Source organism: Flavobacterium sp. (genome assembly GCF_027484705.1).
In the GTDB taxonomy this organism is placed as follows: domain Bacteria; phylum Bacteroidota; class Bacteroidia; order Flavobacteriales; family Flavobacteriaceae; genus Flavobacterium.
This window is the reverse complement of record NZ_JAIXSL010000007.1, coordinates 472056-497247: the sequence shown is the minus strand read 5'-3', so window position 1 is coordinate 497247 and position 25192 is coordinate 472056. Positions and strand designations below refer to the sequence as shown.

Below are 25192 nucleotides of genomic sequence, written 5' to 3'. Positions count from 1 at the left end.
CTTTAAAATCATTATCGAATTCTTATTGAGAACCGCCGAATTCTAATTGTAGCGTAGTGGGCTGGAGATATTTTATTTACATTTACGTTAACTCAATAAAACGCGAAATCATGAAAGCAAAACTATTTTTCCTTCTGGCTGTTCTGGGCTCGATGCAACTGACGGCACAAATCGTAACGATTCCGGATGCTAATTTTAAAGCGAAATTACTGCAGGCCGACAACGGAATTCAAATCGCCAAAAACCTCACGGGGCTATGGTTTAAAATTGATGCCAACAACGACGGGCAGATTCAGGTGACCGAAGCCCAACAAGTGAGTGCTTTGTATGTCAATTTTTCGAGTATCAGCAGCATGACGGGAATCTCAAGTTTCACCAATATGAAGGTCTTGAGTTGTTTCAGCAATACGATTACCGGCCTAGACGTATCGGCCTTATCTCAACTGCAGGAATTGTATTGCTACGAAAATAATTTGACTTCATTAATTATTGTAGGCACTGCTTTAAAACGTCTGGATTGTTTTAAGAACGACAACTTGACGGCCATTAATTTTTCAGGGCTCAACACCTTGGAATATGTGGATTGCAACCAAACGGCGATTGCAAACCTGAATACGTCAAACCTCACGAATTTGCAAACGTTAAGCTTTGCTACCAACTTATTGCAGACTTTAAACGTTTCGGGTTGTACTAGCTTGGTTAACATTCCCAATTCTATTGGCGGGTCAGTGCTGTCGAATGTTAATTTTTCCAATTGCACTAGTTTGGCATCAATTAATATCTATTATGCTCCGGCAACCGTTTTAAATTTTTCAGGCTGTAGCGCTTTAACATGGCTCAGCATTTATTCGGATTATAACATACAAACGCTGAATATGTCTGGTTGCACGAGTTTACAGACGCTCTCCATCACTGAAACCTCCCTGACGAGTTTAAACGTTTCAGGATTGAGCAGCCTGAGTTATTTGACTTGCGCGCACAATCAACTGAATTCACTAAATGTATTGGGGCTCACAAACCTAAACTGGATTGACTGCAGCACCAATCAGTTAAGCAATCTTGATGTTTCGGGCTTGACGAACCTGACGAACCTTTCGTGTTCTTCAAACCAGTTATTATCGCTTAATTTGTCCGGATTGTCAAATTTAAGTTCTTTGTATTGTGATAATAACCAGTTACTTTCCTTAGACATTTCCGAGTGCGTCAGTATCTCGGGCGTGAATTGCGCCAACAACCAGTTGCTTTCGATTTTTATGAAAAACGGAAAGTTCGAAGGGAATGATAATTTCGGCAACGTCAGTTTTAATTTTTACAACAACCCTATATTACTCTACATCTGTGCCGATGAAGGTGAAATGGCCAGCATGCAACAGAAGGTCACCCAGTATGGCTACAATAATTGTGAGGTGAATTCTTACTGTTCGTTTACCCCCGGCGGTGTTTTTTATACCATTGAAGGAACTACAAAATTAGATGCTAACGCCAATGGTTGTGATGCCGGTGATTTAGGTTACGCTAATTTAAAATACAATATCGCCAGCGGAACAACAGCGGGAACTATTGTAGCAGATACTTCGGGGAACTTCAGTTTGCCGGTAAGTGCTGGTTTGCATACGGTTACTCCGGTACTTGAAAATCCAACGTATTTCACCATATCGCCCGCGAGCATTCAGGTTGACTTCCCAACGATTGCGAGCCCGTTCACTCAAAACTTCTGTGTTGCGCCCAACGGAGCCCATCCGGATCTGGAAATCGTGTTGCTGGCATTGGATACACCAAGACCTGGATTTAATGTAAGATACAGATTGGTCTACAAAAACAAAGGAAATCAAACCGCTAACGGACAAATAACGCTCGATTTTCAGGATGATGTGATAGATTTGGTCTCGGCCAATCCGACAATAACCACTCAAGCCTTAAATTCATTGGTTTGGGATTATACCAACTTACAGCCTTTCGAGTCGCGTACGATAGATTTTATCATAAATCTTAACACGCCCATGGAAACGCCTCCTTTGAATGGAAATGACTTAATTACTTTCACCGCTTCCATTACTCCGACTGCCGGTGACGAAACTTTAGCGGACAACCAATTTGTATTGCCACAATTTGTGCTGAATTCTTTCGACCCGAACGACAAAACCTGTCTTGAAGGCAACCGAATCAGTCCGGCGATGGTTGGAAAATACATTCATTATAAAATACGTTTTGAAAATACCGGAAATTATGCTGCGCAAAATATCGTCGTAAAAGATATGATCGACACTACTATGTTTGATGTCAATTCTTTGCAAATGACCCATGCGTCGCATTCGTGCGTGACCAAAATCTCCGACACCAACAAAGTGGAATTCATTTTTGAAAACATCAACCTGCCTTTTGATGATGCCAATAATGACGGTTATGTCGTGTTTAAAATCAAAACCAAACCGACCGTGTTGCTCAATGATGTCCTGAGAAATCAAGCGGATATTTACTTTGATTATAATTTCCCAATCCAGACTAACGAAACACAAACCGTTGTAGGAAATGCTTTGGCGAACCAACAATTTGACATGTCAAATTTCAAAGTATATCCGAATCCTGTTAAAAACATCTTGAACATTCAAAATGACAAACCTATCCAGAAAGTTGAAATTTTTGACCTTCACGGCAGGTTGCTGCAAAGCGCCCAATTGATCGACAACAAAATCGATTTAAGCCAGCTCGCGGCCGGAAACTATTTCGTAAAAATGTACTCAAAAGACAAAACCGGTGTCGTAAAAATCACCAAGGAATAATCGGATTCAAGAATTCAAATCAGGAGGATGTCTGTCACAAGCATCCTCTTTTTTTGTGGGGCGTGTCCCGAAAAGGGCCGTGCTCTTGCGACTCGCTTTTTTTAGGGCCGAACCCCGGCCCTAAAAAAGAGCTCAGACAAACGCGCGATCACTCACGCAAAAACTTGCCGCCGAACCACTTATAACTCACAACTATTTATTACTTTCGCAAGGCTTTTTTTAGAAATGAGCCATTTCACTTCCATTCTAAAAGCCTAATTTTAAAAACGAAGCGTCTTTCCTGATTCTGGAATGACGCCATTACGACCAAATGAGAAGCTAAAAACGGCATCAAGATGAGCAACATCCCATTCAAATATATCGGTATTCTCCTGGTTTTCTGCAGTGCCACCTTTGCTACAATGGCGCAGGTTTCGAAACCGAAATCCTATATCATCAGCAAATCGGATTACTATACGCTCGATGTCAAAAGCAATGCGCCTTCAGTGACTTTGTTTTCCGAAGAAAGAAAATGGGTCGGCGACAAAGACAACCGCGAAGTCATAGGCAACCGTATTGACTATTCCGATTCGTTTGAAGAAGTCAGCGATATTGAAGCCTACAGCCTTTCCCCGGAAAAGAAAAAAGAGAAAGTCAGAAACATCATTACCGAAGACCGCGAGATCGAAAATATCTTTTACCACGACCAGAAGTTCAAATATTACTATTTCTCCAACCTTAAGGAAGGTTCTGAAACCTATTCTTCCTATAAAAAACAATTTCGGAAACCCCAGTTTTTAGACCCGTTTTATTTTAAAGACGGTTTAGAGTGTAAAGACGCCAAAATCACTTTAAAGGTTGCTAATACAATCGATATTGGTTATGTTTTACTGGGCAACGACACCGAGAAAGTGCAGTTTACAACGCAAAAGGAAGGTGATTTCAACATCTATTCGTGGCAATTGACCGACAGCGACAAGGAAGAAGTTTTTGAATCGGCTCCAAGCTTATCCTATTATTCGCCGCATCTGATTTACTATATCAAAAATTACAGAAACGATTCGGGAACACAAAACGTCGTGGGTTCGGTCGACAATCTTTATAAATTTTATTATCAAACTATTAAAGACATTAATAAAACGGATCAGTCTTCACTGAAAACCCAAACGCAGGAACTCATCAAAGGATTGACGACCGAACTCGAAAAAACCAAAGCCATTTTCGATTTCGTTCAAACCAAAGTGCATTACGTCGCTTTCGAGGATGGCATGGGCGGTTATATTCCCAGAGAAGCGGCCGATGTGTTCCAGAAAAAGTATGGTGACTGCAAGGATATGGCGAACCTACTCAATGAAATGCTTCATGTTGCGAACATAGAATCCTACACCGCCTGGATCGGAACGCGCCAAAACAATTACACTTACGAAAAAGTACCGACGCCGATTGTAGACAACCACATGATTGCTGTGGCTAAAATCTCCGGACAATATTATTTCCTTGACGCTACCGGGCAGTATACGCTATTTCCGGGTTTTACGCCATTCATTCAAGGAAAGCAAGCTTTGCTTAAAATTGATGAACAGAACTATAAAATCGTTCCTGTTCCTGTGGTAGATGCCGTCCAAAACAATACCGCGGGAAAAATCCGTTTTCAGATTGAAGGCAACAAACTGACAGGCAAAGCCGATTTCGAGCTCACAGGGTTTTTAAAAACGCAATTCATCGCTTATTACAAAGCCACCGCAGAAAAAGAAGACATGCTCAAGAGTTATTTGTCGCGCTTTATCGGCAGTATCAGCACTTCCAATATTGAAGTCAAAAATGATGATTTAACGCAAAATCCGTTGCAGATCCAGTACCAGTTTGGTTTGGAAAAATGGGTCAAATCAGTGGAAAATGAATTGGTTTTTAAACCGATATTGTTTTTCCCTTACGCCGATTCGCGCATCGATATCGAGAAAAGAAAAGCGCCGATTACTTACGATTTTAAGAAAGCTTTTAATTTTGAATATGAAGTCTTGCTTCCTGAAGGCTACCAATTGAGTTATAAGCCGGATGATTTTAATTTTTCCAACAACATGCTCAAAGTCAACATCAAATATACCGCTGCAGGCAATAAAATTCTCGTGAGCCAAAAAATGGAACTCAACACGCTGTTAGTCGAAAAAGATCAGTTCGAATCCTGGAATACGGCCATCAAAAGCATCACAAAACAATACAATCAAAATATAATCCTGACAAAATCATGAAAAGAGTATTGCTGTTCCTTACCTTACTTATTGGTCAATTGCTTTTTTCACAACAGGAAGAAGTCAAGAATTACGAGTGGGAAGCGGTTCCAAAATTCAAGGAAATCCCCGTGGAATTTAAAGGCTATCCGGCCGTGGTGCTCAAAGATTACAGGCTTTACGACAACCGCGTTGGCCAATACACTTACAAAGCATTTGTGGTGATGCACCGCGCCATAAAAATACTCACGGATGATGGTATCAACGATTATAACAAAGTAAGCATCAACAAAAAATATGTACGCGATTACCGCGATTTGAAAGCACGAGTGATTAAAGCTAACGGAAAAATAGAAGAATTGCCCAAAGAAAAAATCATCGAGAAAGACCAAACTGATGAAAAACAATTCGTGTTTGGAGGCGTCGAGAAAGGCGATATCATCGAGTATTATTATGTCATCAAAGACTTTCCCGATTTCAACGGTGTGGAATATTTTCAAAGGGATATTCCGGTTTTGGAAGGGAAGTTCCAAATCAACGCCAACGTGAGTTCGGCCACGACTTATGTTTTTGGTTACAACGGCATGAAAGACGAAAGCGTCCGCAAACAAAAAATATTTACGGTTAGCAATCTGCCGGCCTATAAGGAAGAGATGAGCGCCACCAATTTAGCCGATATTGCAAAAGTGTATTACTATGTTGATGTTAGCAGCAATTACAATTACGAATCCTACTATCGCGAACTCAATACGTTTGCCGACGGCGCGAACGCCAAATCGATGGTCAAAAGATTCATTGAAGATCAAGAGCTCAACGATGTTTCGATTCCGTTAGATGAGCGGCTCAAAAAAATGGATATTTACCTCAAAGAAAACATTGAGATTGCAGACCAAGGCGGCTTCTACAATTATAAAAAAATCTTCGACGAGAAAAAAATTACGCCAAGAATGGTGCTTTATCTCTATAAAGATGTCTTGGATTATCTCAAAATCCCATATCAATTCTTAGCTTCAACGGACAAGTTTGACAACCATCTCGACAAGGATAATGTCGTTCCGGCGATGCTGACAGAAATCCTGATCTACATTCCTGAAACCAAAAAATACGTGTCGCCGTTTTATTACTGGATGCCTTACGGCCCGCCGAATTCTGTTTGCGTTAACAATGATGCCGCCTATTTTGAAGTCAGCAAAAAAAACATCAATGTTTCGTTTCTAAAAATCGATGGCGTTTCCATGGACGATAACATCGTAAAAACTACCAGCGAAATCAGCATCGATGAGGCTATGGAAAAAGTAACCGTAAATAAGAAAAGCGAATTCACAGGCTATCGTTCTTATTATTACAGAAGTTACCTGAAGTATATCGCCGAAGACAAAATCCCTGAATTTGTCAAGAATATGGTTTATAATGAGCTTGATGTCGATCTTAAAAAATCTAATTTTCTCAACAAGGAATACAAGTACAATTACGACAACCAAATGCCGTTTACGATTGAAACCGAAGCGCAGATCAACGAATCATGGATTGAAAATGCGGGCAAGAATTACTTGATTTCCATCGGTCGAGTGTTAGGAAAGCAAACCGATTTGTATCAGGAAACCAACCGAAAACATCCGATCGATATTTCTTATCCGAATAAATATAGTCACAGCATTACATTTAAAATTCCAAAGGGTTATGCGGTCAAGAACCTCAATGCGCTGGCGATAAAAAAGGAAATCAAAAACGATAAAAACGAAGTCATCGGCAGTTTTTCGTCGACAGCAGTCATTGAGGGCGAAGCGGTCAAAATTGACATTGTTGAGTTTTACAATTTTACCCATCTCGAAGTGGAACGATATAACGAATACCGCGATTTGATCAATGCGTCGTATGATTTCTACAAGACTTCACTGATTTTAACACCACAATGATTTTAAGGCAAAAAAGCGGAGTTTGTGGCGGATAAACCAAAATTCCTTACTTTCGCAAATCGATTTTAGAAAAGGATACCATGAGCACTAAGTTTACAGAATACAAAGGACTTGACTTACCTACAGTCGCCTCAGAAGTTCTTGATTTTTGGAAAAAGGAAAACATATTTGAAAAAAGCGTCACCACGCGCGAAGGCAATACCCCATTTGTGTTTTTTGAAGGCCCGCCATCAGCGAATGGTTTGCCCGGAATTCACCACGTCATGGCGCGCGCCATCAAAGATATTTTCTGCCGTTACAAAACCCAGAAAGGCTTTCAGGTGAAGCGTAAAGCCGGTTGGGATACGCATGGTTTGCCTGTAGAACTTGGCACTGAAAAAGAACTTGGAATTACAAAAGAAGACATCGGAACCAAAATTTCGATTGAAGAATACAACGAAGCTTGTAAAAGAACCGTCATGCGTTACACCGACGTGTGGAACGATCTTACGGAAAAAATGGGTTATTGGGTCGATATGGAAAATCCATACGTGACTTATAAGTCCAAATATATGGAAAGTGTCTGGTGGCTTTTGAAACAGATCTACGATAAAGATTTAATGTATAAAGGCTACACGATTCAACCGTATTCACCCAAAGCAGGAACAGGTTTGAGTTCGCACGAAGTCAACCAGCCCGGAAGTTACCGCGATGTAACCGATACGACCATTGTCGCGCAGTTTAAAGCAAAATCCGAAACACTTCCTGAATTTTTAAAAGGTTTTGGTGAAATCCACATTTTAGCATGGACAACCACACCTTGGACTTTACCGTCAAATACCGCTTTAACCGTTGGTCCGAAAATCGACTACGTTTTGGTGGAAACTTTCAACCAATATACTTTCCATCATGCTAAAGTGGTTCTCGCTAAAAACTTAGTGGGAAAACAATTCGGGAAAAACTTCTTCGAAAGCCATGATAATGCCGATTTCGAGAATTTTGCTGACGGTGATAAAAAAATCCCATACAGAATTTTAGCTGAATGTAAAGGACAAGATTTGGTTGGAATCCGGTATGAGCAATTGTTGCCTTACACACTTCCATACCAAAATCCTGAAAACGCCTTTCGAGTGATTTTAGGCGATTTCGTTACGACAGAAGACGGAACCGGAATCGTACACACCGCCCCGACATTCGGAGCCGATGATGCGAAAGTAGCCAAAGAAGCTGTTCCCGAAGTCCCGCCGATGTTGGTCTTGGATGCCAATGGCAATCCAGTTCCTTTGGTAGATTTGCAAGGAAAATTCACGTCGCATATGGGTGAGTTTGCCGACAAATACGTCAAAAACGAATATTACGATGAAGGCACTGCGCCCGAAAGATCCGTTGATGTTGAAATCGCCATCCGTCTTAAAGAAGAAAATAAAGCATTCAAAGTAGAGAAATACGTACACAGTTATCCACATAGCTGGAGAACCGACGAGCCGTTGTTGTATTATCCGCTCGATTCATGGTTCATCAAAATCACCGAAGTGCGCGACCGCATGTTCGATCTCAATGAAACCATCAACTGGAAACCCAAAGCCACTGGCGAAGGCCGTTTCGGAAACTGGCTCAAAAATGCCAACGACTGGAATTTGTCACGTTCCAGATATTGGGGAATTCCTTTGCCAATATGGAGAACAGAGGATAAAAAAGAAGAAATACTGATTGGTTCGGTAGAAGAACTTTACACCGAAATCGAAAAATCAATTCAAGCAGGTTTCCAAAAAGAAAACCCGTACAAAGGATTCGAAATCGGAAACATGGCAGAGTCGAATTACGATTTGGTCGATTTACACAAAAATGTAGTCGATGAAATTACGCTCGTTTCCGCTTCAGGAAAACCGATGAAACGCGAATCTGACTTAATCGACGTTTGGTTCGATTCAGGCGCGATGCCTTACGCACAATGGCATTATCCGTTTGAAAACAAAGACAAGATTGACGAAAACAAAGATTTTCCAGCCGACTTTATCGCAGAAGGTGTAGACCAGACGCGCGGTTGGTTCTATACTTTGCACGCTATCGGAACGTTGGTTTTCGATAAAATCGCTTATAAGAATGTAGTTTCGAATGGTTTGGTGCTCGACAAGAACGGACAGAAAATGTCCAAACGTTTGGGGAACGCGACAGATCCGTTCAAAACCATTGAAGAATACGGCCCGGATGCGACGCGTTGGTATATGATCTCCAATGCGAACCCGTGGGACAACCTCAAGTTCGACATCGAGGGCATTGCTGAGGTGCGCCGCAAGTTCTTCGGGACTTTATACAATACGTATTCATTCTTTGCGTTGTATGCAAACATCGATCAATTCAAGTACGAAGAAGCCGAAGTGCCGCTGCACGAACGTCCGGAAATTGACCAATGGATCATTTCAGAACTCAACACGTTAATTAAAGACGTCGATGCTTATTACGCCGATTATGAACCGACAAAAGCCGCCCGTGCGATTTCTGATTTTGTTCAGGAAAACCTGAGCAACTGGTACGTGCGTTTGTGCCGCCGCCGTTTCTGGAAAGGTGATTATGCGCAGGATAAGATTGCCGCTTACCAAACTTTGTATACGTGTCTTTTGACGATCAGTAAATTGGGCGCGCCAATCGCTCCGTTCTTTATGGACAAGCTTTACCGAGACCTGACGCAAAACACAAAGTCAGAAAAATTTGACAGCGTTCACCTCGCGGAATTCCCCGTATACGTTGAAAACTTTGTTGATAAATCTCTCGAGAGTAAAATGCAGAAAGCACAGACCATTTCCTCACTGGTTTTATCGCTCAGAAAGAAAGAGATGATCAAGGTACGTCAACCGTTGCAAAAGGTAATGATACCAGTACTTGACAAACATCAACGTGCTGAAATCGAGGCCATTTCAGACCTCATAAAAGCGGAAGTCAACGTTAAAGAAGTCGAGATTTTAGACGACGGTTCAGGTATTTTAGTGAAACAAATCAAGCCGAATTTCAAGACTTTAGGCCCGCGTTTCGGAAAAGATATGGGTTTGATTTCCAAGAAGATACAAGAGTTTACACAAGAGCAAATCAACCAGCTTGATACGTTAGGTATCCTAAATATTGAAATCTCAGGAAATACTATAACTTTATCACAAGATGATGTGGAGATTTCCTCCCAAGATATTGAAGGCTGGCTCGTTGCGAATTCCAACGGAATCACCGTAGCGCTTGACATCACGATATCCGAGGAATTGAAACAGGAAGGAATCGCGAGAGAATTGGTCAACCGCATCCAGAACATCAGAAAAGATTCCGGTTTTGAAGTGACCGACAAGATTAAAGTGCAGCTGCAAAACAACGACGAACTCGAAAAAGCCGTCCACGCTAACGTAACGTACATCAAATCTGAAACACTAACCGAAACGCTCGTTTTTGAAGGCACAATAACAGACGGAATCGACATCGAATTCGACGACATTAAAACAAGAATACTAATTACAAAATAACAAGACCATGGTAGATGAAATTGCAAGATACTCCGACAGCGACTTGGCGGAGTTCAAAGAACTAATCCTAAAAAAAATCAGCAAAGCCCAAGCAGATCTTGATCTGATCAAGAGCGCCTATATGAATGACTTAAACAACGGAACCGACGATACCTCGCCAACCTTCAAGGCTTTCGAAGAAGGCAGCGAAACGATGTCTAAAGAAGCGAATTCTCAATTGGCGATCCGTCAGGAAAAATTCATCCGCGACTTAAAAAACGCGCTTTTCCGTGTCGAAAATAAAACTTACGGCGTCTGCAAAGTAACCGGAAAACTCATCAGCAAAGAACGCTTGATGATTGTTCCGCACGCGACGATGAGCATCGAAGCCAAAAACATGCAACGATAAGCATAAAATTACCTTATAATTAACGCTCCAACCGGAGCGTTTTTTTTAGAAATAGTATTATTTTTGGCGCATTAAAAACATAAAAATGTCATTACGAAACGCTTATTTCCTGATTTTCATTATTTTATTAGTAGATCAGGTCAGCAAGATTTACATCAAAACCAATTTTGTTCTCGGAGAAGAAGTTAGTGTGTTCAGCTGGTTCAAAATCCTGTTCATCGAAAACGAAGGCATGGCGTGGGGAACTGAAATTCCGGGAACGTATGGCAAATTGTTTTTAACGCTTTTTAGATTGGTTGCAGTTACCGCAATCGGTTATTGGCTCTGGGATTCCGTACAGAAAAACAGCTCAACATATTTGATTGTAGCTATTGCACTCATTCTCGCAGGCGCTTTCGGAAACATCATCGATTCGGTATTCTACGGCATCATTTTCGACAACAGCCACAACCATTTGGCGACTTTGTTTTCAGACAAACCTTATGGTCAGGTGCTTCATGGCAAAGTGGTCGATATGCTCTATTTTCCAATAGTTGACGGGCATTTCCCACAATGGTTCCCAATCTGGGGCGGCAAGGAATTCAAGTTTTTCAATGCGATTTTCAACATCGCCGATATGGCCATTTCTACAGGCGTCGGAATTTTGATCGTTTTCAACAAAAAAGCATTTCACAAAAACTAATCTGCGTTAATCAGTCAAATCAGCGGCATCCGTGTTCCATTTTATTTGTTTTCAGTAGCCGGGAACCTGCTATCCATTGCAATCTTTTGTGCCGAACGCCGTCACAAAAGGATTTTCATTGCTATCAGGGCTAGGGCTTTAGAACTTATAGACCGTTTTAGGTGTAATGCAATAATCAAGTTTCTGATCACCTTCCCAAACATCTTCAATTGAATCTTCCGCTTCAAAAAACGACAAACCAATTTTGAGGGTTTCCGGCTTGCATTCCATTAAGAAAGTATCGTAAAAACCTTTGCCATAACCTACGCGGTGTCCGAGTTTGTCAAAAGCCAACAGCGGCACAAAAACCACATCGATTTTAGCCACCGGAACTTCCAAACCATCAACGGGTTCCGATATACCGTACCTGTTTTTCGCAAACTTCGTCGAATCGGTCAATAAGAAATGCGTCATATCCATTCGGCTGAAATCGCTTTTAGACACTACGATATCTTTGTCTTTTCCGGCAAGTACATGCAGGATAAACTCCGTATCGACTTCTTTCTTCTCTAAAATTGGCAGAAAAACATGAAAGTATTTCAATTCCCAAAGCGGCAATGTCACCAATTGGTTCGCAATATCGAGGCTCATTTCCTCAACAGCATGTTCCGAAAGTTGGGAACGCAACAGTTGGTATTTTTTCCTTAATTCGTTTTTAAGCATAAAAGTGCGGCTTTCAAATCTGCTATAAAAGTAGTCAAATGCTCCACTTCCACGTGATGCATCAGCACAATTTTATACCACAGATTGTCGCCATGATGGTTTTCAGGAACCAGATGGTATTTTGCCGCAAGCGATTTTGGAATATAAGTAGCGTCTAAAGTCACAATATTCATGTGCGGTTCGCGGAAATATACAATGCCTAAACGATCGAGTTCCTTACACAAAAACTGGGTGCGCATTTGCAACACGCTCACTTTTTCAAACCAACCATTCGGACCGTAAGTAAAAAGGATCATCCAAACTGCGATGGCATTGGCGCCGGAGCGACTGCCACATAACGTCAAATCCATGCCTTCTACATAAGCTGCTTCTTTGGTAAGCACGTTTTCAATAAGCCCTTTTCTGCAAATAAAAACGCCGGTTCCATAGGGCGCCTGCAGCATTTTGTGCGCATCAATCGTAATCGAACTGATGTTGGGATTGCTGAAATTGATTGTAGAAGATTCGTTGCTGAAAGGATACACAAAACCGCCGTAAGCACCGTCAATATGAAGTTTGTAATCTAAATGATGTTTCTCCAACACCGAAATGTAATCTTCAGGATGGTCCACCGAGCCAAACATTGTCGTCCCTAAATTGGAAACCACAATGAAATATTTTTTGCCGTTTTGTTTCGCTTCGATCACGAGTTTTTCCAAAGCGTTTTTGTCGATGGCTCTTGTGTCGGTTGCCACCGGAACTTTAATCCAATCGAGATGCAAAAGATTCGCGCCTTTCGGAATCGAGTAATGCGTGTCTTCAGAAGCGAGGATGGCTATTTCATGCAATTCCGCTTCTTTTTTATACCTGAAATAATTGCGGTACATCCAAAGTGCCTGAATGTTGGCTTCGGTGCCGCCGGGTGAAATGTAACCATCAAAAGAATGCGGTTTGGCTTTGAAAACATCTACAGCTAAGACATTCAACACTTCACGTTCGAGTTCATGTGTACCACTAAAAACATTTTCAGAAGCTCCGAGCGTATGGCAACCGATGTGATTTGGGTTCGCTACAAAGGTTTGCAAAGTTGGTGCTTCTTTCAAAAACGGCGCGTCGTAAAACACTTGTCCGTCTAATTTTGAGGCCGGATAACCCAAAGAAATGTCTTCAATAAAATTGATGTTTTCGAGCAAAGCTTCCTGTATTCTCGTTTTGCGTTCTTCCTGCGAAAGTTTTTTCCAATACCACATAAGGCTAAATTTTCGTCAAAACTAAATCGTTTCGACAACACAAAACATGACAAATGTTAGGCTTGTATTTTGATGCATTTAAAATTAACTTTGTTTCATGCAAAACCCATCGCTTGAACTCCAGATACAATCGCTTCCCGACGGTCCGGGCGTGTACCAGTATTACGATAAGGAAGACAAGATTCTGTATGTGGGCAAAGCCAAAAACCTCAAAAAAAGGGTTTCCTCGTATTTCAATAAAGTACACGATACCGCCAAAACCAACGTGCTGGTTAAGAAAATCGTCAACATCAAACACATTGTGGTGCCGACCGAATCCGATGCGCTGTTGTTGGAGAATAATCTGATTAAAAAACTCCAGCCGCGTTATAATGTATTGTTGCGTGACGACAAAACCTATCCGTGGCTTTGCATCAAGAAGGAACCTTTCCCGCGTGTGTTTTCTACGAGAAGAATGATCAAGGACGGTTCGGAGTATTTTGGCCCGTATACTAGTTTCAAAACCGTCTGGACGATTTTAGACCTGATCAAGGAATTGTATCCGTTGCGCACCTGCAATTATGATCTCAATGAAAAAAATATAGCAAACCACAAGTTCAAAGTTTGTTTAGAATACCATATCGGCAACTGCAAAGGCCCGTGCGAAGGATTTGAATCAAAAGAAAACTACGACGAACAAGTCAATGCGATTCGACAGATTCTTAAGGGAAACTTCAAGGAAAGCCTTAAGGATTTCAAAAAGAAAATGACCGAATATGCCGCGAATATGCAGTTCGAGGAAGCACAGAAAATCAAAGAGAAAATAGAAGTGCTTGAGAATTACCAATCGCGCTCGACGATCATCAATCCGAAAATCACGAACATCGATGTGTTCTCGATTGTTTCCGATGAAGGCGCCGCCTATGTCAATTTCCTGCAGATTGCGCACGGCTCGATCATTCGCTCACACACACTCGAAATCAAGAAAAAACTCGACGAAACTGACGAAGAGCTTTTGGAACTCGCGATTGTCGAATTGAGAGAGCGATTCCATTTGTTATCGAAAGAAATCATAGTTCCGTTTGCGGTTGTTGTTGGAGAAAATATTAAAGTCACGATTCCGCAGCTTGGCGATAAAAAACAGATTCTCGATTTGTCTGAGCGCAACGCTAAATTTTACAGGATTGAACAATTGAAACAACTACAAATTGTTGATCCCGACCGTCACACGAACCGCATTATGGCGCAGATGCAGAAAGATTTGCGCTTGTCGGTCGAGCCGCGTCATATCGAATGTTTTGACAACTCCAATATACAAGGAACCAATCCGGTAGCCGCTTGCGTGGTTTTTAAAGACGGCAAACCGAGCAAGAAAGATTACCGTCATTTCAACATTAAAACCGTTGTCGGGCCTGATGATTTCGCCTCGATGGAAGAAGTCGTGTTCCGCCGTTACAAACGCATGCTTGACGAAAACGAACCTTTGCCGCAACTGATTATCATTGACGGTGGAAAAGGGCAATTGTCTTCGGCTTTGAAAAGTATCGACGCGCTTGGATTGCGAGGAAAAATAGCAATTGTAGGCATTGCGAAACGCCTTGAGGAACTGTATTATCCGGGCGATTCGGCTCCGTTATATCTCGACAAAAAATCGGAAACTCTAAAAGTGATCCAGTATTTGCGCAACGAAGCGCACCGTTTTGGCATTACTTTTCACCGTGACAAACGCAGTAAATCGGCGCTAAATTCATCGATTGAAAGTATTCCCGGCATCGGAGAGAAAACAATGCTGACGTTAATTCAGCATTTCAAAAGTGTTAAAAGATTGAAATTGGCCACCGAAAACGAAATTTCTGCCGTGGTGGGTGTTTCAAAAGCAAAAAAAATTACCGACTTTTACAAAACTTCTAACCCGTAAAGGCTCCATGAAAAGACTGGCATTGCTTATTCTGGCATTTTTCACCTTACTTCAAGCTTACTCTCAGGAGCAGCCAAAAAAGAAACCCAAAATCGGATTGGTACTCAGCGGCGGCGGGGCTAAAGGTTTTGCGCACATCGGCGTTTTGAAAGTATTAGAACAGGCCGGCGTCAAGATCGATTATATCGGTGGAACCAGTATGGGCGCGGTGGTTGGCGGTTTGTATGCTTCGGGTTATAATGCGCATCAGATTGATTCGATATTTCGCGCGACTGATTTCGATGCTTTGCTGAGTGATTACACGCCCAGAGCTTCCAAGACTTTTTTCGAGAAAAAGAACGATGAGATTTACGCGTTCACTTTACCGTTCAAAAAAATGAAAATCGGTATTCCAACCGCTTTGTCACGAGGCATGTACAATTACAATTTATTGAACCGCTTAACTTATAATGTGCGTCATGTGCGCGATTTCAACAAACTTCCGATTCCGTTTTTATGCATGGCTACCGATATAGAAACTGGCGAAGAAGTGCTGCTTAACAAAGGTTATTTGGCTGAAGCGATGGCGGCCAGTGGCGCTTTCCCGACTTTGTTTTTCCCGGTGGAAATTAACGGAAGATTGCTTGTGGATGGCGGCGTCACGAATAATTTCCCGGTGGATGAAATTAAGAAATTAGGTGCCGATATCATCATTGGTGTAGATGTGCAGGACGATTTGAAAGACCGAAATTCACTTAAAGATGCGACGCGGATTCTCGTGCAGATTTCGAATTTGCAGATGATCGAGAAGATGAAGGAGAAATTGAAAGAAACCGACATTTACATCAAACCGGATATTTCCAATTATGGCGTCATTTCTTTTAATGAAGGTCAGGAAATCGTCAAAAAAGGTGAAGAAGCTGCTTTTGCAATGTATGAAAAAATCAAGGTTTTGGGCGATTCGACAAGAGTGGTTCCCAAACATCCTTATTCCGTGAATGCAGATAGTCTCAAAATCAAAAACATCGCAATCAATACTTTAAAAAATTACACTAGATCTTATGTGATTGGGAAATTAAGGTTTAAGCAAAACTCGAACATCACATACAACGACATCAAAAACGGAATGGATAATATCGCGGCGACACAAAATTTCAGCACGATCAATTATTCTTTGGAAAAGAACAACGACAAGGACGATTTGGTGCTCAATCTTACTGAAAACCCAAACAAAACCTTCCTGAGATTTGCGATACATTACGACGGCTTGTACAAAAGCGGGATTTTGCTCAACGCCACACAAAAGAAGACGTTGTTCAGAAATGACGTAACTTCGTTCGATCTGATTTTAGGCGATAACCTAAGGTATAACCTGGATTATTATATCGATAATGGTTTTTACTGGAGTTTCGGTCTGCGTTCTAAATTCAATAAATTCAACCGCAATGTGTCCACGGATTTTAAAGATGGCGCATTATTCGACGAGCTTGGCATCCGTTCCATCAATATCGATTTTTCGAATGTCATCAATCAGGCTTACGTCCAGACAATCTTTATTCAGAAGTTTTTGATTGGTGCCGGGATTGAGCATCAATTTCTGAGCATCAAGTCGAAAACGCTCGACAGCGCGACGCCTTATTTTGAGAAAAGCAACTACGGAAGTGTTTTTGGTTATGTAAAATACGATGCTTTAGACAATAAATATTTTCCCAAAAAAGGCTGGTATTTTTTCGGTGATTACCAGTCGTATTTGTTTTCGTCGGATTACACCAACCAATTCAACCAATTTTCCATTGCCAAAGGCGAGATTGGCGTGGCGCAGACTTTATTCAAAAAAGCCACCCTAAAAATACAATCTGAAATGGGTTTTGCTTTGGGCGAGGAAAGCGTTCATTTTTTTGATTTTTCTTTAGGCGGCTACGGATTTGCGCCTGTCAACAATTTCAGACCTTTTTATGGCTACGATTTTTTAAGCCTCAATGGCGACAGTTATATTAAGAGCAGTTTTACGTTCGATTACGAGATTTTCAAGAAAAACCACATCAATTTTGCTGCGAATTACGCCAATATCGAAGACCATCTTTTCGAAACTTCAAAATGGATTTCCCAAGTAAAATACAGCGGTTACGCTTTGGGTTACGGATTGGAATCGATTCTCGGACCAGTTGAGTTTAAATATTCATGGTCGCCTGAATTGCAAAAAGGATTTGCCTGGTTTAGCGTCGGATTTTGGTTCTAAGCCTTGGGTAGTCTAAATTTTATGTTTGATGTTGTCGAAAAAATAATATATTTGGCTTCAATAACCCATTAAAAGCATCACCATGTCAATTTGGAAGAAAAAACCTCTAGCACTATTATTAAGCGAAGCTTCGGAATCCGAAAAAGGAATGAAACGAACCCTGACCGCTTGGTCATTGATCGCGCTCGGAATCGGAGCTATTATCGGAGCCGGTCTTTTTGTAAGAACCGCGACTGCTGCCGCCCAAAATGCAGGGCCGTCAGTAACACTTGGTTTTATCGTAGCCGCGATCGGTTGTGCTTTGGCGGGATTGTGTTATGCTGAATTGTCTTCGTCTATTCCGATTTCCGGAAGTGCCTATACCTATACTTACGCAACCATGGGCGAATTGCTCGCTTGGATTATCGGTTGGGATTTGATCCTTGAATATGCCGTAGGAGCAGCCACGGTTGGGATTGCGTGGAGTGAATATCTCAACAACCTGCTGGTCAATGTGCTGCATACGAGTCCGATTCCGTATTCGTTGTGCCATTCGCCTTTCCAGACTTCCGCTATAGGCGAACAAGGTTTGATCAATCTGCCGGCATTGTTTATTGTTGCGGTGATTAGTTTGCTCTTGATTAAAGGAACTCAGGAATCTGCATTCGTCAACGGATTAATTGTCGTGGTGAAAGTGACTATTGTGGTATTGATTATTGTTTTGGGCTGGTCATTCATCAACCCGGCGAACCATACGCCATACATTCCGCAGGATTCTGTTTTTGTGGATGAGCATGGCGTCGGCCACCATTTCGGAGGCATCATGGGAATCCTTGGCGCCGCCGGAACCGTTTTCTTTGCCTTTATTGGATTTGATGCGGTAAGTACTGCGGCTCAGGAAACCAAAAATCCAAAACGCGATATGCCGATTGGAATATTAGGATCGTTGGCTATTTGTACCGTTTTATATATATTATTCGCACACGTGCTGACTGGGCTTGAATCGGTGGAGTTCTTCAGAACCGGCGGAAAAGAAGCTTCTGTAGCGAATGCCATCACTTCAGCCATGGGAACTTCATACCAATGGTTGGCACAATTTGTAACCGTTGCGATTTTATTCGGATTTACTTCTGTTATTCTAGTAATGTTATTAGGACAATCAAGAGTGTTTTATTCTATGGGTAAAGACGGATTGCTACCGAAAGCCTTCGGAGATTTGCATACTAAATACAAAACACCTTATAAAGCAAACCTTGTGATTTTGGTTATTGTTGGTTTGTTCGCAGCCTTTATTCCAGGAGATATTGTCGGCGATATGACTAGTATTGGGACGCTTTTCGCTTTTATTCTTGTGTGTTTTTCAGTGATTGTATTGAGAAAAACGGAGCCAGATATGAAACGAGAATTCAAAACACCATTCGTTCCTTTGGTTCCAATTTTAGGCATCATCGTTTGTATGGCAATGATTTACGGTTTAGGCTGGACCAACTGGTTGCGACTTATTGTTTGGTTGGCCATCGGATTGGTGATTTATTTTACTTACAGTAGAAAACGCAGCAGGCTCAACCATCCCGATAAATAATCAGGATTTATTTAATATCAAAAGGCATTGAAAATTATACATCAATGCCTTTTTTGCGTTTAAATATTTCACAAGAACTGCTGTTCCAAAATGATTTTTTACGATATTTGTTATTGTAGAATCGCCTTGAAATTTATTTTTATAGTATTGGGCGATGCCAAACGTGACTTATAATAAACAGCATTCACACCTATGAAAACAACCTGGATTGGTTTATTAGCACACCTCAAATTCCTCATCAAAAGGAATCCTGAATGAATTTTTTAATTATGAATTAGATATTTTTATTATTCATTATTAATTAAAAAGTTATGCCAATATATCACAAACTAGGAGACTTCCCTCAAAAGCGTCACGTGATCTTCGAAAAACCAAACGGCGGATTGTATTACGAACAGCTTTTCGGAACCGAAGGATTCCACGGACATTCTTCGCTTTTGTACCATGTTCATCGTCCGACGCAAGTCAAAGAAATTATTAAATCCTATTCCGTAGAGCCTAAAATCGCCATCGGAAAAAACATTAAATCTTTATTGCTTAAAGGATTTGAAGTGCAACCACAGGCCGATTTCCTCGACAGCCGAAAACCCATGCTCGTCAATAAAGACTGCACGATTGGACTGGCCGCACCGCAACAATCATTAACGTCCTATTTTTATAAAAACGCTGATGCCGATGAAATGATCTTCATCCACAAAGGCAAAGGAACACTGCGCACAATGCTCGGAAATATTCCATTCGAATATGGCGATTACCTGATCATTCCGCGCGGTATGATTTATCAGATTGAATTTGAAACTAACGACAACCGTTTGTTTTATGTAGAATCTTTCACGCCCTTCTACACGCCAAAACGATACAAAAACGAATCGGGCCAACATCTCGAACATTCCCCATTTTGCGAACGTGATTTCAAATTGCCGACTGAACTCGAAACCCATGACGAGAAAGGCGATTTTCTGATCAAGGTCAAAAAAGAAGGCATGATTCACGAAATGGTATACGCTACACATCCATTTGATGTTGTGGGTTGGGATGGTTATAATTTCCCTTATGCGTTCAGCATTCACAATTTCGAACCGATTACAGGCCGCGTGCACCAACCGCCACCGGTGCACCAGACTTTTGAAACCGCCTCTTTTGTAGTTTGCTCGTTCTGTCCAAGGCTTTACGATTACCACCCGAAAGCGATTCCCGCGCCTTACAACCACAGCAATATCGACAGCGATGAGGTTTTATATTATGTCGACGGAGACTTCATGAGTAGAAATAATATTGAACAAGGCCACATCACGCTGCATCCGAAAGGCATCCCACACGGACCGGCACCGGGCGCGATGGAGCGAAGCATCGGTCAGACCGAAACCCACGAGTTGGCGGTGATGGTTGATACATTCAGACCGTTAATGGTTACAGAAGACGCCATGCGAATCGATGACAGGAAGTATTACAAATCTTGGACGGAATAGTTTTTAGAAGCTATTTCCCGCTATACGTTCTCAATCTTTTATGGCGAACCCCGCCACAAAAGGATTTCCACTGCTATCGGGGCTAGGCTATAGTATCAAAAACAACTTTTACAATAAATATAAAATCAGCGTAAACCTGTCCAATCCGCTTCATCCGCGTTCCCAAACAGTTTACGATAAAAAAAATAAAAATCATGTCAAAACAAGTCACCTCCGTCGATTACGGACTAGAAAAAATATTCGAAGGAGCACAAGATTTCCTTCCTTTAATGGGTACCGATTACGTAGAATTCTACGTCGGGAATGCCAAGCAAGCGGCTCATTTCTACAAAACCGCCTTCGGATTCCAATCGTTAGCCTATGCAGGGTTGGAAACTGGCGTCAGAGACAGAGCATCTTATGTGTTAAAACAAGACAAAATCCGATTGGTACTGACCACGGCGTTAACGAGCGATTCGCCAATCGGGGAACACGTCAAAAAACATGGAGATGGCGTAAAAGTGGTTGCGCTTTGGGTGGAAGACGCCAGAAAATCATTTGAAGAAACTACAAAACGCGGCGCCAAAGTCTATATGGAACCGATAGTTGAAAAAGACGAATTCGGAGAAGTCGTCCGTGCCGGAATCTACACTTATGGCGAAACCGTGCATATGTTCGTAGAGCGCAAAAACTACACAGGTACTTTTTTACCGGGTTATGTGGAATGGAAATCAGATTATAATCCAGAGCCGATTGGATTGAAATATATCGATCATATGGTAGGCAATGTAGGCTGGAACCAAATGAATGTTTGGGTAAAATGGTACGAGGAAGTGATGGGATTCGTAAATTTCCTTTCGTTTGATGACAAACAAATCCATACCGAATATTCAGCCTTGATGAGCAAAGTGATGAGCAATGGTAACGGTAGAATCAAATTCCCGATCAACGAACCTGCAAAAGGAAACAAGCGCTCCCAAATCGAAGAATATTTGGATTTTTATGAAGGTTCAGGCGTACAACACATTGCGATTGCCACCGACGATATCATCACAACCGTAACCAAATTGCGACAACGTGGCATAGAATTTTTATCAGCTCCGCCAAAGGCTTATTATGAAGATATTCCTAATCGCTTGGGAGATCATATGAAAATGATGAACGAAGACATTGCCGAGATTGAAAAATTAGCCATTATGGTTGATGCCGATGAAGACGGATATCTGTTGCAAATCTTCACCAAACCTGTTGAAGACAGACCTACATTATTTTTTGAAATCATTCAAAGAATGGGTGCCAAAGGTTTCGGAGCAGGAAATTTCAAAGCGCTTTTCGAATCTATTGAGAGAGAACAGGAAAAACGAGGGACTCTTTAATAAAAATATGAAATAATTGAGAATTCATTAAAACAGCGCGTCGTTCGTCTGAGTTTTTTAAGTATAACGTGTTAAAGTTGATTTTTAATTAAGAATATAATAAAAATGAATCTATCTTTGTACCAACAAAAAGCAAAGGAGTGGTTTCCGGATCTTTTTATATAAATTTTTTATAATTTATAGTTTTTGGTTGGTTAATAGCATAAAAACTCAGTCATTAATTTGACTGGGTTTTTTTGTTTTAATACATTTGGAACAGATATTGAGTTCTCGGCAGAAATCAATTCAAAAAAAGATGAAAAGAATCCTAGCATTTGTATTAATTATATCCACTTTCGGTTTTAGTTCACAAAAAGAAAGAGCGTTTGATGTCGGCGAATGGTTTAAATTCAGAATCCATTACGGACTGGTGAATGCTGGTTACGCAACACTCGAAGTAGGCGAAGCGGTCAGAAACAACAAAAAAGTCTATCATGCGGTTGGCAAAGGATATACCACAGGAATGTCGCGGTTTTTTTTCAAGGTAGATGATCTTTACGAAAGCTATTTTGACAGAGAAACCGGAAGTCCATACCAATTCGTCAGAAAAATTGACGAAGGCGGCTATAGAAAGGACCAAGAAGGATTTTTCAATCAGAACAGTAACAAAGTTCTGGTGAAGGATTATAAAAACAACACTGAGAAAACCATAGTTGTTACCGACAATATTCAGGATATGGTTTCCACGTTTTATTATCTGAGAAACCATCCCAACATCGATAAACTTAAAGTCGGCGAATCTGTTGTCATTGACATGTTTTTCGACGATGAAATCACAAAATTCAAATTAAAATTCCTTGGATACGAAGACCTCGACACCAAATTTGGTATTGTGCCTACGATGATTTTCAGACCATTAGTGCAATCTGGCCGAGTTTTCAAAGAAGAGGAAAGTTTGACCGTCTGGATTTCAAATGATGACAATAAACTACCTATCCGTATCAAGGCCGCCTTAGCAGTTGGTTCCATAAAAGCTGATTTGGATGCGTTTAAAGGTTTAAAATATTCTTTTAAAGTAAAAGTAAAACCCTAATGGAGATCACCAATAATACTCATGAAATTTTAGTACATCTTGAAGATAAATTTCAAGCCATCAACCAAAAAACAGAAACCCATCTTGAAGGTTTACTTTGGGCGAAACCTATCACTTATTGGGATTACATCCAGACCGACGCCTTGCTAAATCTACAAATCCAAAGAACCACGTTACCTGACGAAATGGTATTCATCATGTACCATCAGGTTAATGAATTGCTATTCAAAATGATTCTTTGGGAAATTCACCAATTATCACACAATCCAAAACCGGCTACAGATTTTTTTACAGAAAGACTCATGCGCATCAGCCGTTACTTCGATATGCTGACGCAATCTTTTGACATCATGGGTGACGGCATGGAAGTAGAACAATACATGAAATTCAGAAATACGCTGACTCCGGCAAGTGGTTTCCAAAGCGCGCAATACCGCCTCATCGAATTTGCGTCCACCGATCTGATCAACCTTATTGATTATCGTTTCAGAGCGACTATTAACAGAAATACACCCTACGAACATGCTTTCGAGCATCTGTATTGGCAGGCCGCGGGCAAAGACCATCAAACAGGCGAAAAATCATTCCTGATCTTAGAGTTCGAACGCAAATACAAAGCTTTGTTTTTAAGGGAAATGGAAGAATACAATACCATCAACCTTTGGCAGAAATTCAAACAACTTCCCGAAGTCGATCAAAAAAATCCTGAACTCATCAAAGCCATGCGACATTACGACCATACTGTCAATATCACTTGGGTGATGGGCCATTTAAATGCCGCGAGAAAGTACATTGAAAGCGGGCAGGGCAGCGGTGAAGCTACCGGCGGAAGCGACTGGAAAAAATACATGCACCCCAAATACCAACGCAGGATTTTCTTCCCCGAATTGTGGACCGAAGAAGAACTCAAAAACTGGGGAGCAGAATAATCATCGCACAAATCAAAAAACTTTGAAAAAAGTAATCACAGTCACTATCATTTTATTGGCATTGTTTTCCTGTAAAAATCAGGAAGATGAAATCCTATATGCTGAAAACCAACCCATTCCCATCGTCGAACAATTCGGATTCAAATACAACGACTTCAATGTTGCCAACGACACCATCAAAAGCGGCGATACTTTCGGTAGCATCCTCGACAAACAAAATCTTGGAGACCAAAAAGTATACGACATCATCGAAAAAGTCAAGGACAGTTTCGATGTCAGAATAATGCGTATCGGCAAACCATTCACGCTTTTCAGATCCAAAGACCGCAAAAAGAAATTACAAGCGTTCGTTTATCAGCCTGACAGAGGAACTTATTATGTAATAGATTTCAGGGATTCCGTTCACGTTTCCAAAAAAATCCGCCCAATACGAATCAAGCAAAGAACTATTGCCGGAAGTCTCGACGGCTCTCTTTCCGAAGCCATACAAAAAGAAGGTGTTGATATTGCCTTAGCCAGTAAAATTACCAAGATTTACGCTTGGTCAATCGACTTCTTCAAACTTAAAAAAGGTGATAAATTCGGCATTACTTTCACCGAACGCTTTATTGACGACACGATTTACGACGGCGTCGACAGTCTTAAAGCCGCGTTCTTCGAATACAAAGGCAAAACTATTTACGCCTTTCCGTTCGAACAAAATGAAGGTTCCGGCAAACTCGATTATTTCGATGACGAAGGAAAAGCACTCAAAAATTTCTTCCTCAAAGCGCCGCTCAAATATGTCAATATTACTTCACACTTTACCAAAAACAGGTTCCATCCGGTACAGCTGATCTGGAAAGCCCACAAAGGCACCGATTACGCAGCTCCAACAGGAACTCCGATTATGACTACAGCCTCAGGAGTCGTTGAACAAACGGGGTTTACAGCCGGAAACGGAAACTTCGTCAAGGTAAAACATGACCGCACGTATTCGACACAATATTTGCACATGTCCAAAATTCTGGCGCGCCGCGGACAACACGTCAACCAAGGCGACATTATCGGAAAGGTTGGAAGCACCGGACTGGCTACTGGCCCACACGTATGTTACCGTTTCTGGAAAAACGGTGTTCAGGTCGATGCGCTCAAACTAAAACTTCCGAATTCTGAACCGATGGACAAGCGCAACCTGCCTCGATTCTTAGCACAAATGAAACCCCTGAAGCGCGAACTGGACAGTGTAGCCCATTCGAAATTTAAGAAGTAATTTTTTTAGGAGCTGGTTCCCGCTATCCGTTGCAATCTTTTGTGCTGAACCCC

The 25192-nt window shown here is 41.3% G+C and carries 16 protein-coding genes; 14 read left to right on the top strand and 2 right to left on the bottom strand.

The window, feature by feature from the left end:
- Nucleotides 1-110 precede the first annotated feature (110 nt).
- From Q0058_RS04235 to Q0058_RS04210, 6 genes are all read left to right on the top strand, one after another.
- The gene (locus Q0058_RS04235; protein ID WP_298221488.1) at nt 111-2780 is read left to right on the top strand and encodes a T9SS type A sorting domain-containing protein; all 2670 of its coding nucleotides are present in this window, start codon (nt 111-113) and stop codon (nt 2778-2780) included.
- Nucleotides 2781-3115: 335 nt separating this feature from the next.
- Nucleotides 3116-5008 carry a DUF3857 domain-containing protein gene (locus Q0058_RS04230; protein WP_298221487.1) on the top strand — a complete coding sequence of 631 codons (1893 nt, stop codon included), beginning with the start codon at nt 3116-3118 and terminating at the stop codon, nt 5006-5008.
- On the top strand, nt 5005-6903 hold the full coding sequence (locus Q0058_RS04225; RefSeq protein ID WP_298221486.1) for a DUF3857 domain-containing protein: 1899 nt from the start codon (nt 5005-5007) through the stop codon (nt 6901-6903). Before Q0058_RS04230 ends, Q0058_RS04225 begins: the two co-directional genes overlap by 4 nt.
- An 80-nt stretch (nt 6904-6983) precedes the next feature.
- The gene (gene ileS / locus Q0058_RS04220) at nt 6984-10385 is read left to right on the top strand and encodes an isoleucine--tRNA ligase (RefSeq protein WP_298221485.1); all 3402 of its coding nucleotides are present in this window, start codon (nt 6984-6986) and stop codon (nt 10383-10385) included.
- Nucleotides 10386-10392: 7 nt separating this feature from the next.
- Entirely contained in the window at nt 10393-10773 is a 381-nt protein-coding gene (locus Q0058_RS04215) for a TraR/DksA C4-type zinc finger protein (RefSeq protein ID WP_298221484.1), read from the top strand.
- An 85-nt stretch (nt 10774-10858) separates the two neighbouring features.
- Nucleotides 10859-11455, top strand: coding sequence for a lipoprotein signal peptidase (locus Q0058_RS04210; RefSeq protein WP_298221483.1), 597 nt, complete (start codon nt 10859-10861; stop codon nt 11453-11455).
- A 138-nt stretch (nt 11456-11593) separates the two neighbouring features.
- Here Q0058_RS04210 and Q0058_RS04205 read toward each other — a convergent pair whose 3' ends face one another.
- A complete protein-coding gene (locus Q0058_RS04205) occupies nt 11594-12157 on the bottom strand; it encodes a 5-formyltetrahydrofolate cyclo-ligase (protein WP_298221482.1) in 564 nt (187 codons plus the stop codon).
- Nucleotides 12139-13386, bottom strand: coding sequence for a pyridoxal-dependent decarboxylase (locus Q0058_RS04200; RefSeq protein WP_298221481.1), 1248 nt, complete (start codon nt 13384-13386; stop codon nt 12139-12141). The genes Q0058_RS04205 and Q0058_RS04200 overlap by 19 nt, the downstream gene beginning before the upstream one ends.
- Nucleotides 13387-13483: 97 nt before the next feature.
- On the opposite strand from Q0058_RS04200, the gene uvrC reads away from it, so the two are divergent.
- From uvrC to Q0058_RS04160, 8 genes are all read left to right on the top strand, one after another.
- On the top strand, nt 13484-15283 hold the full coding sequence (uvrC, locus tag Q0058_RS04195) for an excinuclease ABC subunit UvrC (protein WP_298221480.1): 1800 nt from the start codon (nt 13484-13486) through the stop codon (nt 15281-15283).
- Nucleotides 15284-15290: 7 nt separating this feature from the next.
- A complete protein-coding gene (locus Q0058_RS04190) occupies nt 15291-17501 on the top strand; it encodes a patatin-like phospholipase family protein (protein WP_298221479.1) in 2211 nt (736 codons plus the stop codon).
- Between the two features lie 82 nt (nt 17502-17583).
- The gene (locus Q0058_RS04185; protein WP_298221478.1) at nt 17584-19062 is read left to right on the top strand and encodes an amino acid permease; all 1479 of its coding nucleotides are present in this window, start codon (nt 17584-17586) and stop codon (nt 19060-19062) included.
- Between the two features lie 311 nt (nt 19063-19373).
- Entirely contained in the window at nt 19374-20531 is a 1158-nt protein-coding gene (locus Q0058_RS04180; RefSeq protein WP_298221477.1) for a homogentisate 1,2-dioxygenase, read from the top strand.
- Nucleotides 20532-20725: 194 nt separating this feature from the next.
- Nucleotides 20726-21886 (top strand): 4-hydroxyphenylpyruvate dioxygenase, encoded by a 1161-nt coding sequence (gene hppD / locus Q0058_RS04175; protein ID WP_298221476.1) that lies wholly within the window; start codon nt 20726-20728, stop codon nt 21884-21886.
- A gap of 295 nt (nt 21887-22181) precedes the next feature.
- Entirely contained in the window at nt 22182-22958 is a 777-nt protein-coding gene (locus Q0058_RS04170) for a DUF3108 domain-containing protein (protein WP_298221475.1), read from the top strand.
- Entirely contained in the window at nt 22958-23887 is a 930-nt protein-coding gene (locus Q0058_RS04165) for a tryptophan 2,3-dioxygenase family protein (protein WP_298221474.1), read from the top strand. The genes Q0058_RS04170 and Q0058_RS04165 overlap by 1 nt, the downstream gene beginning before the upstream one ends.
- Nucleotides 23888-23909: 22 nt before the next feature.
- Complete coding sequence (locus Q0058_RS04160) at nt 23910-25139, top strand: peptidoglycan DD-metalloendopeptidase family protein (protein ID WP_298221473.1); 1230 nt, start codon at nt 23910-23912, stop codon at nt 25137-25139.
- The last annotated feature ends 53 nt before the right edge of the window (nt 25140-25192 follow it).

Excerpts from the sequence above, each read along its gene's own strand:
- Q0058_RS04235 (WP_298221488.1), top strand. The coding sequence starts at position 111 with ATGAAAGCAAAACTATTTTTCCTTCTGGCTGTTCTGGGCTCGATGCAA.
- Q0058_RS04230 (WP_298221487.1), top strand. The coding sequence starts at position 3,116 with ATGAGCAACATCCCATTCAAATATATCGGTATTCTCCTGGTTTTCTGC.
- Q0058_RS04225 (WP_298221486.1), top strand. The coding sequence starts at position 5,005 with ATGAAAAGAGTATTGCTGTTCCTTACCTTACTTATTGGTCAATTGCTT.
- ileS (WP_298221485.1), top strand. The coding sequence starts at position 6,984 with ATGAGCACTAAGTTTACAGAATACAAAGGACTTGACTTACCTACAGTC.
- Q0058_RS04215 (WP_298221484.1), top strand. The coding sequence starts at position 10,393 with ATGGTAGATGAAATTGCAAGATACTCCGACAGCGACTTGGCGGAGTTC.
- Q0058_RS04210 (WP_298221483.1), top strand. The coding sequence starts at position 10,859 with ATGTCATTACGAAACGCTTATTTCCTGATTTTCATTATTTTATTAGTA.
- Q0058_RS04205 (WP_298221482.1), bottom strand. The coding sequence starts at position 12,157 with ATGCTTAAAAACGAATTAAGGAAAAAATACCAACTGTTGCGTTCCCAA.
- Q0058_RS04200 (WP_298221481.1), bottom strand. The coding sequence starts at position 13,386 with ATGTGGTATTGGAAAAAACTTTCGCAGGAAGAACGCAAAACGAGAATA.
- uvrC (WP_298221480.1), top strand. The coding sequence starts at position 13,484 with ATGCAAAACCCATCGCTTGAACTCCAGATACAATCGCTTCCCGACGGT.
- Q0058_RS04190 (WP_298221479.1), top strand. The coding sequence starts at position 15,291 with ATGAAAAGACTGGCATTGCTTATTCTGGCATTTTTCACCTTACTTCAA.
- Q0058_RS04185 (WP_298221478.1), top strand. The coding sequence starts at position 17,584 with ATGTCAATTTGGAAGAAAAAACCTCTAGCACTATTATTAAGCGAAGCT.
- Q0058_RS04180 (WP_298221477.1), top strand. The coding sequence starts at position 19,374 with ATGCCAATATATCACAAACTAGGAGACTTCCCTCAAAAGCGTCACGTG.
- hppD (WP_298221476.1), top strand. The coding sequence starts at position 20,726 with ATGTCAAAACAAGTCACCTCCGTCGATTACGGACTAGAAAAAATATTC.
- Q0058_RS04170 (WP_298221475.1), top strand. The coding sequence starts at position 22,182 with ATGAAAAGAATCCTAGCATTTGTATTAATTATATCCACTTTCGGTTTT.
- Q0058_RS04165 (WP_298221474.1), top strand. The coding sequence starts at position 22,958 with ATGGAGATCACCAATAATACTCATGAAATTTTAGTACATCTTGAAGAT.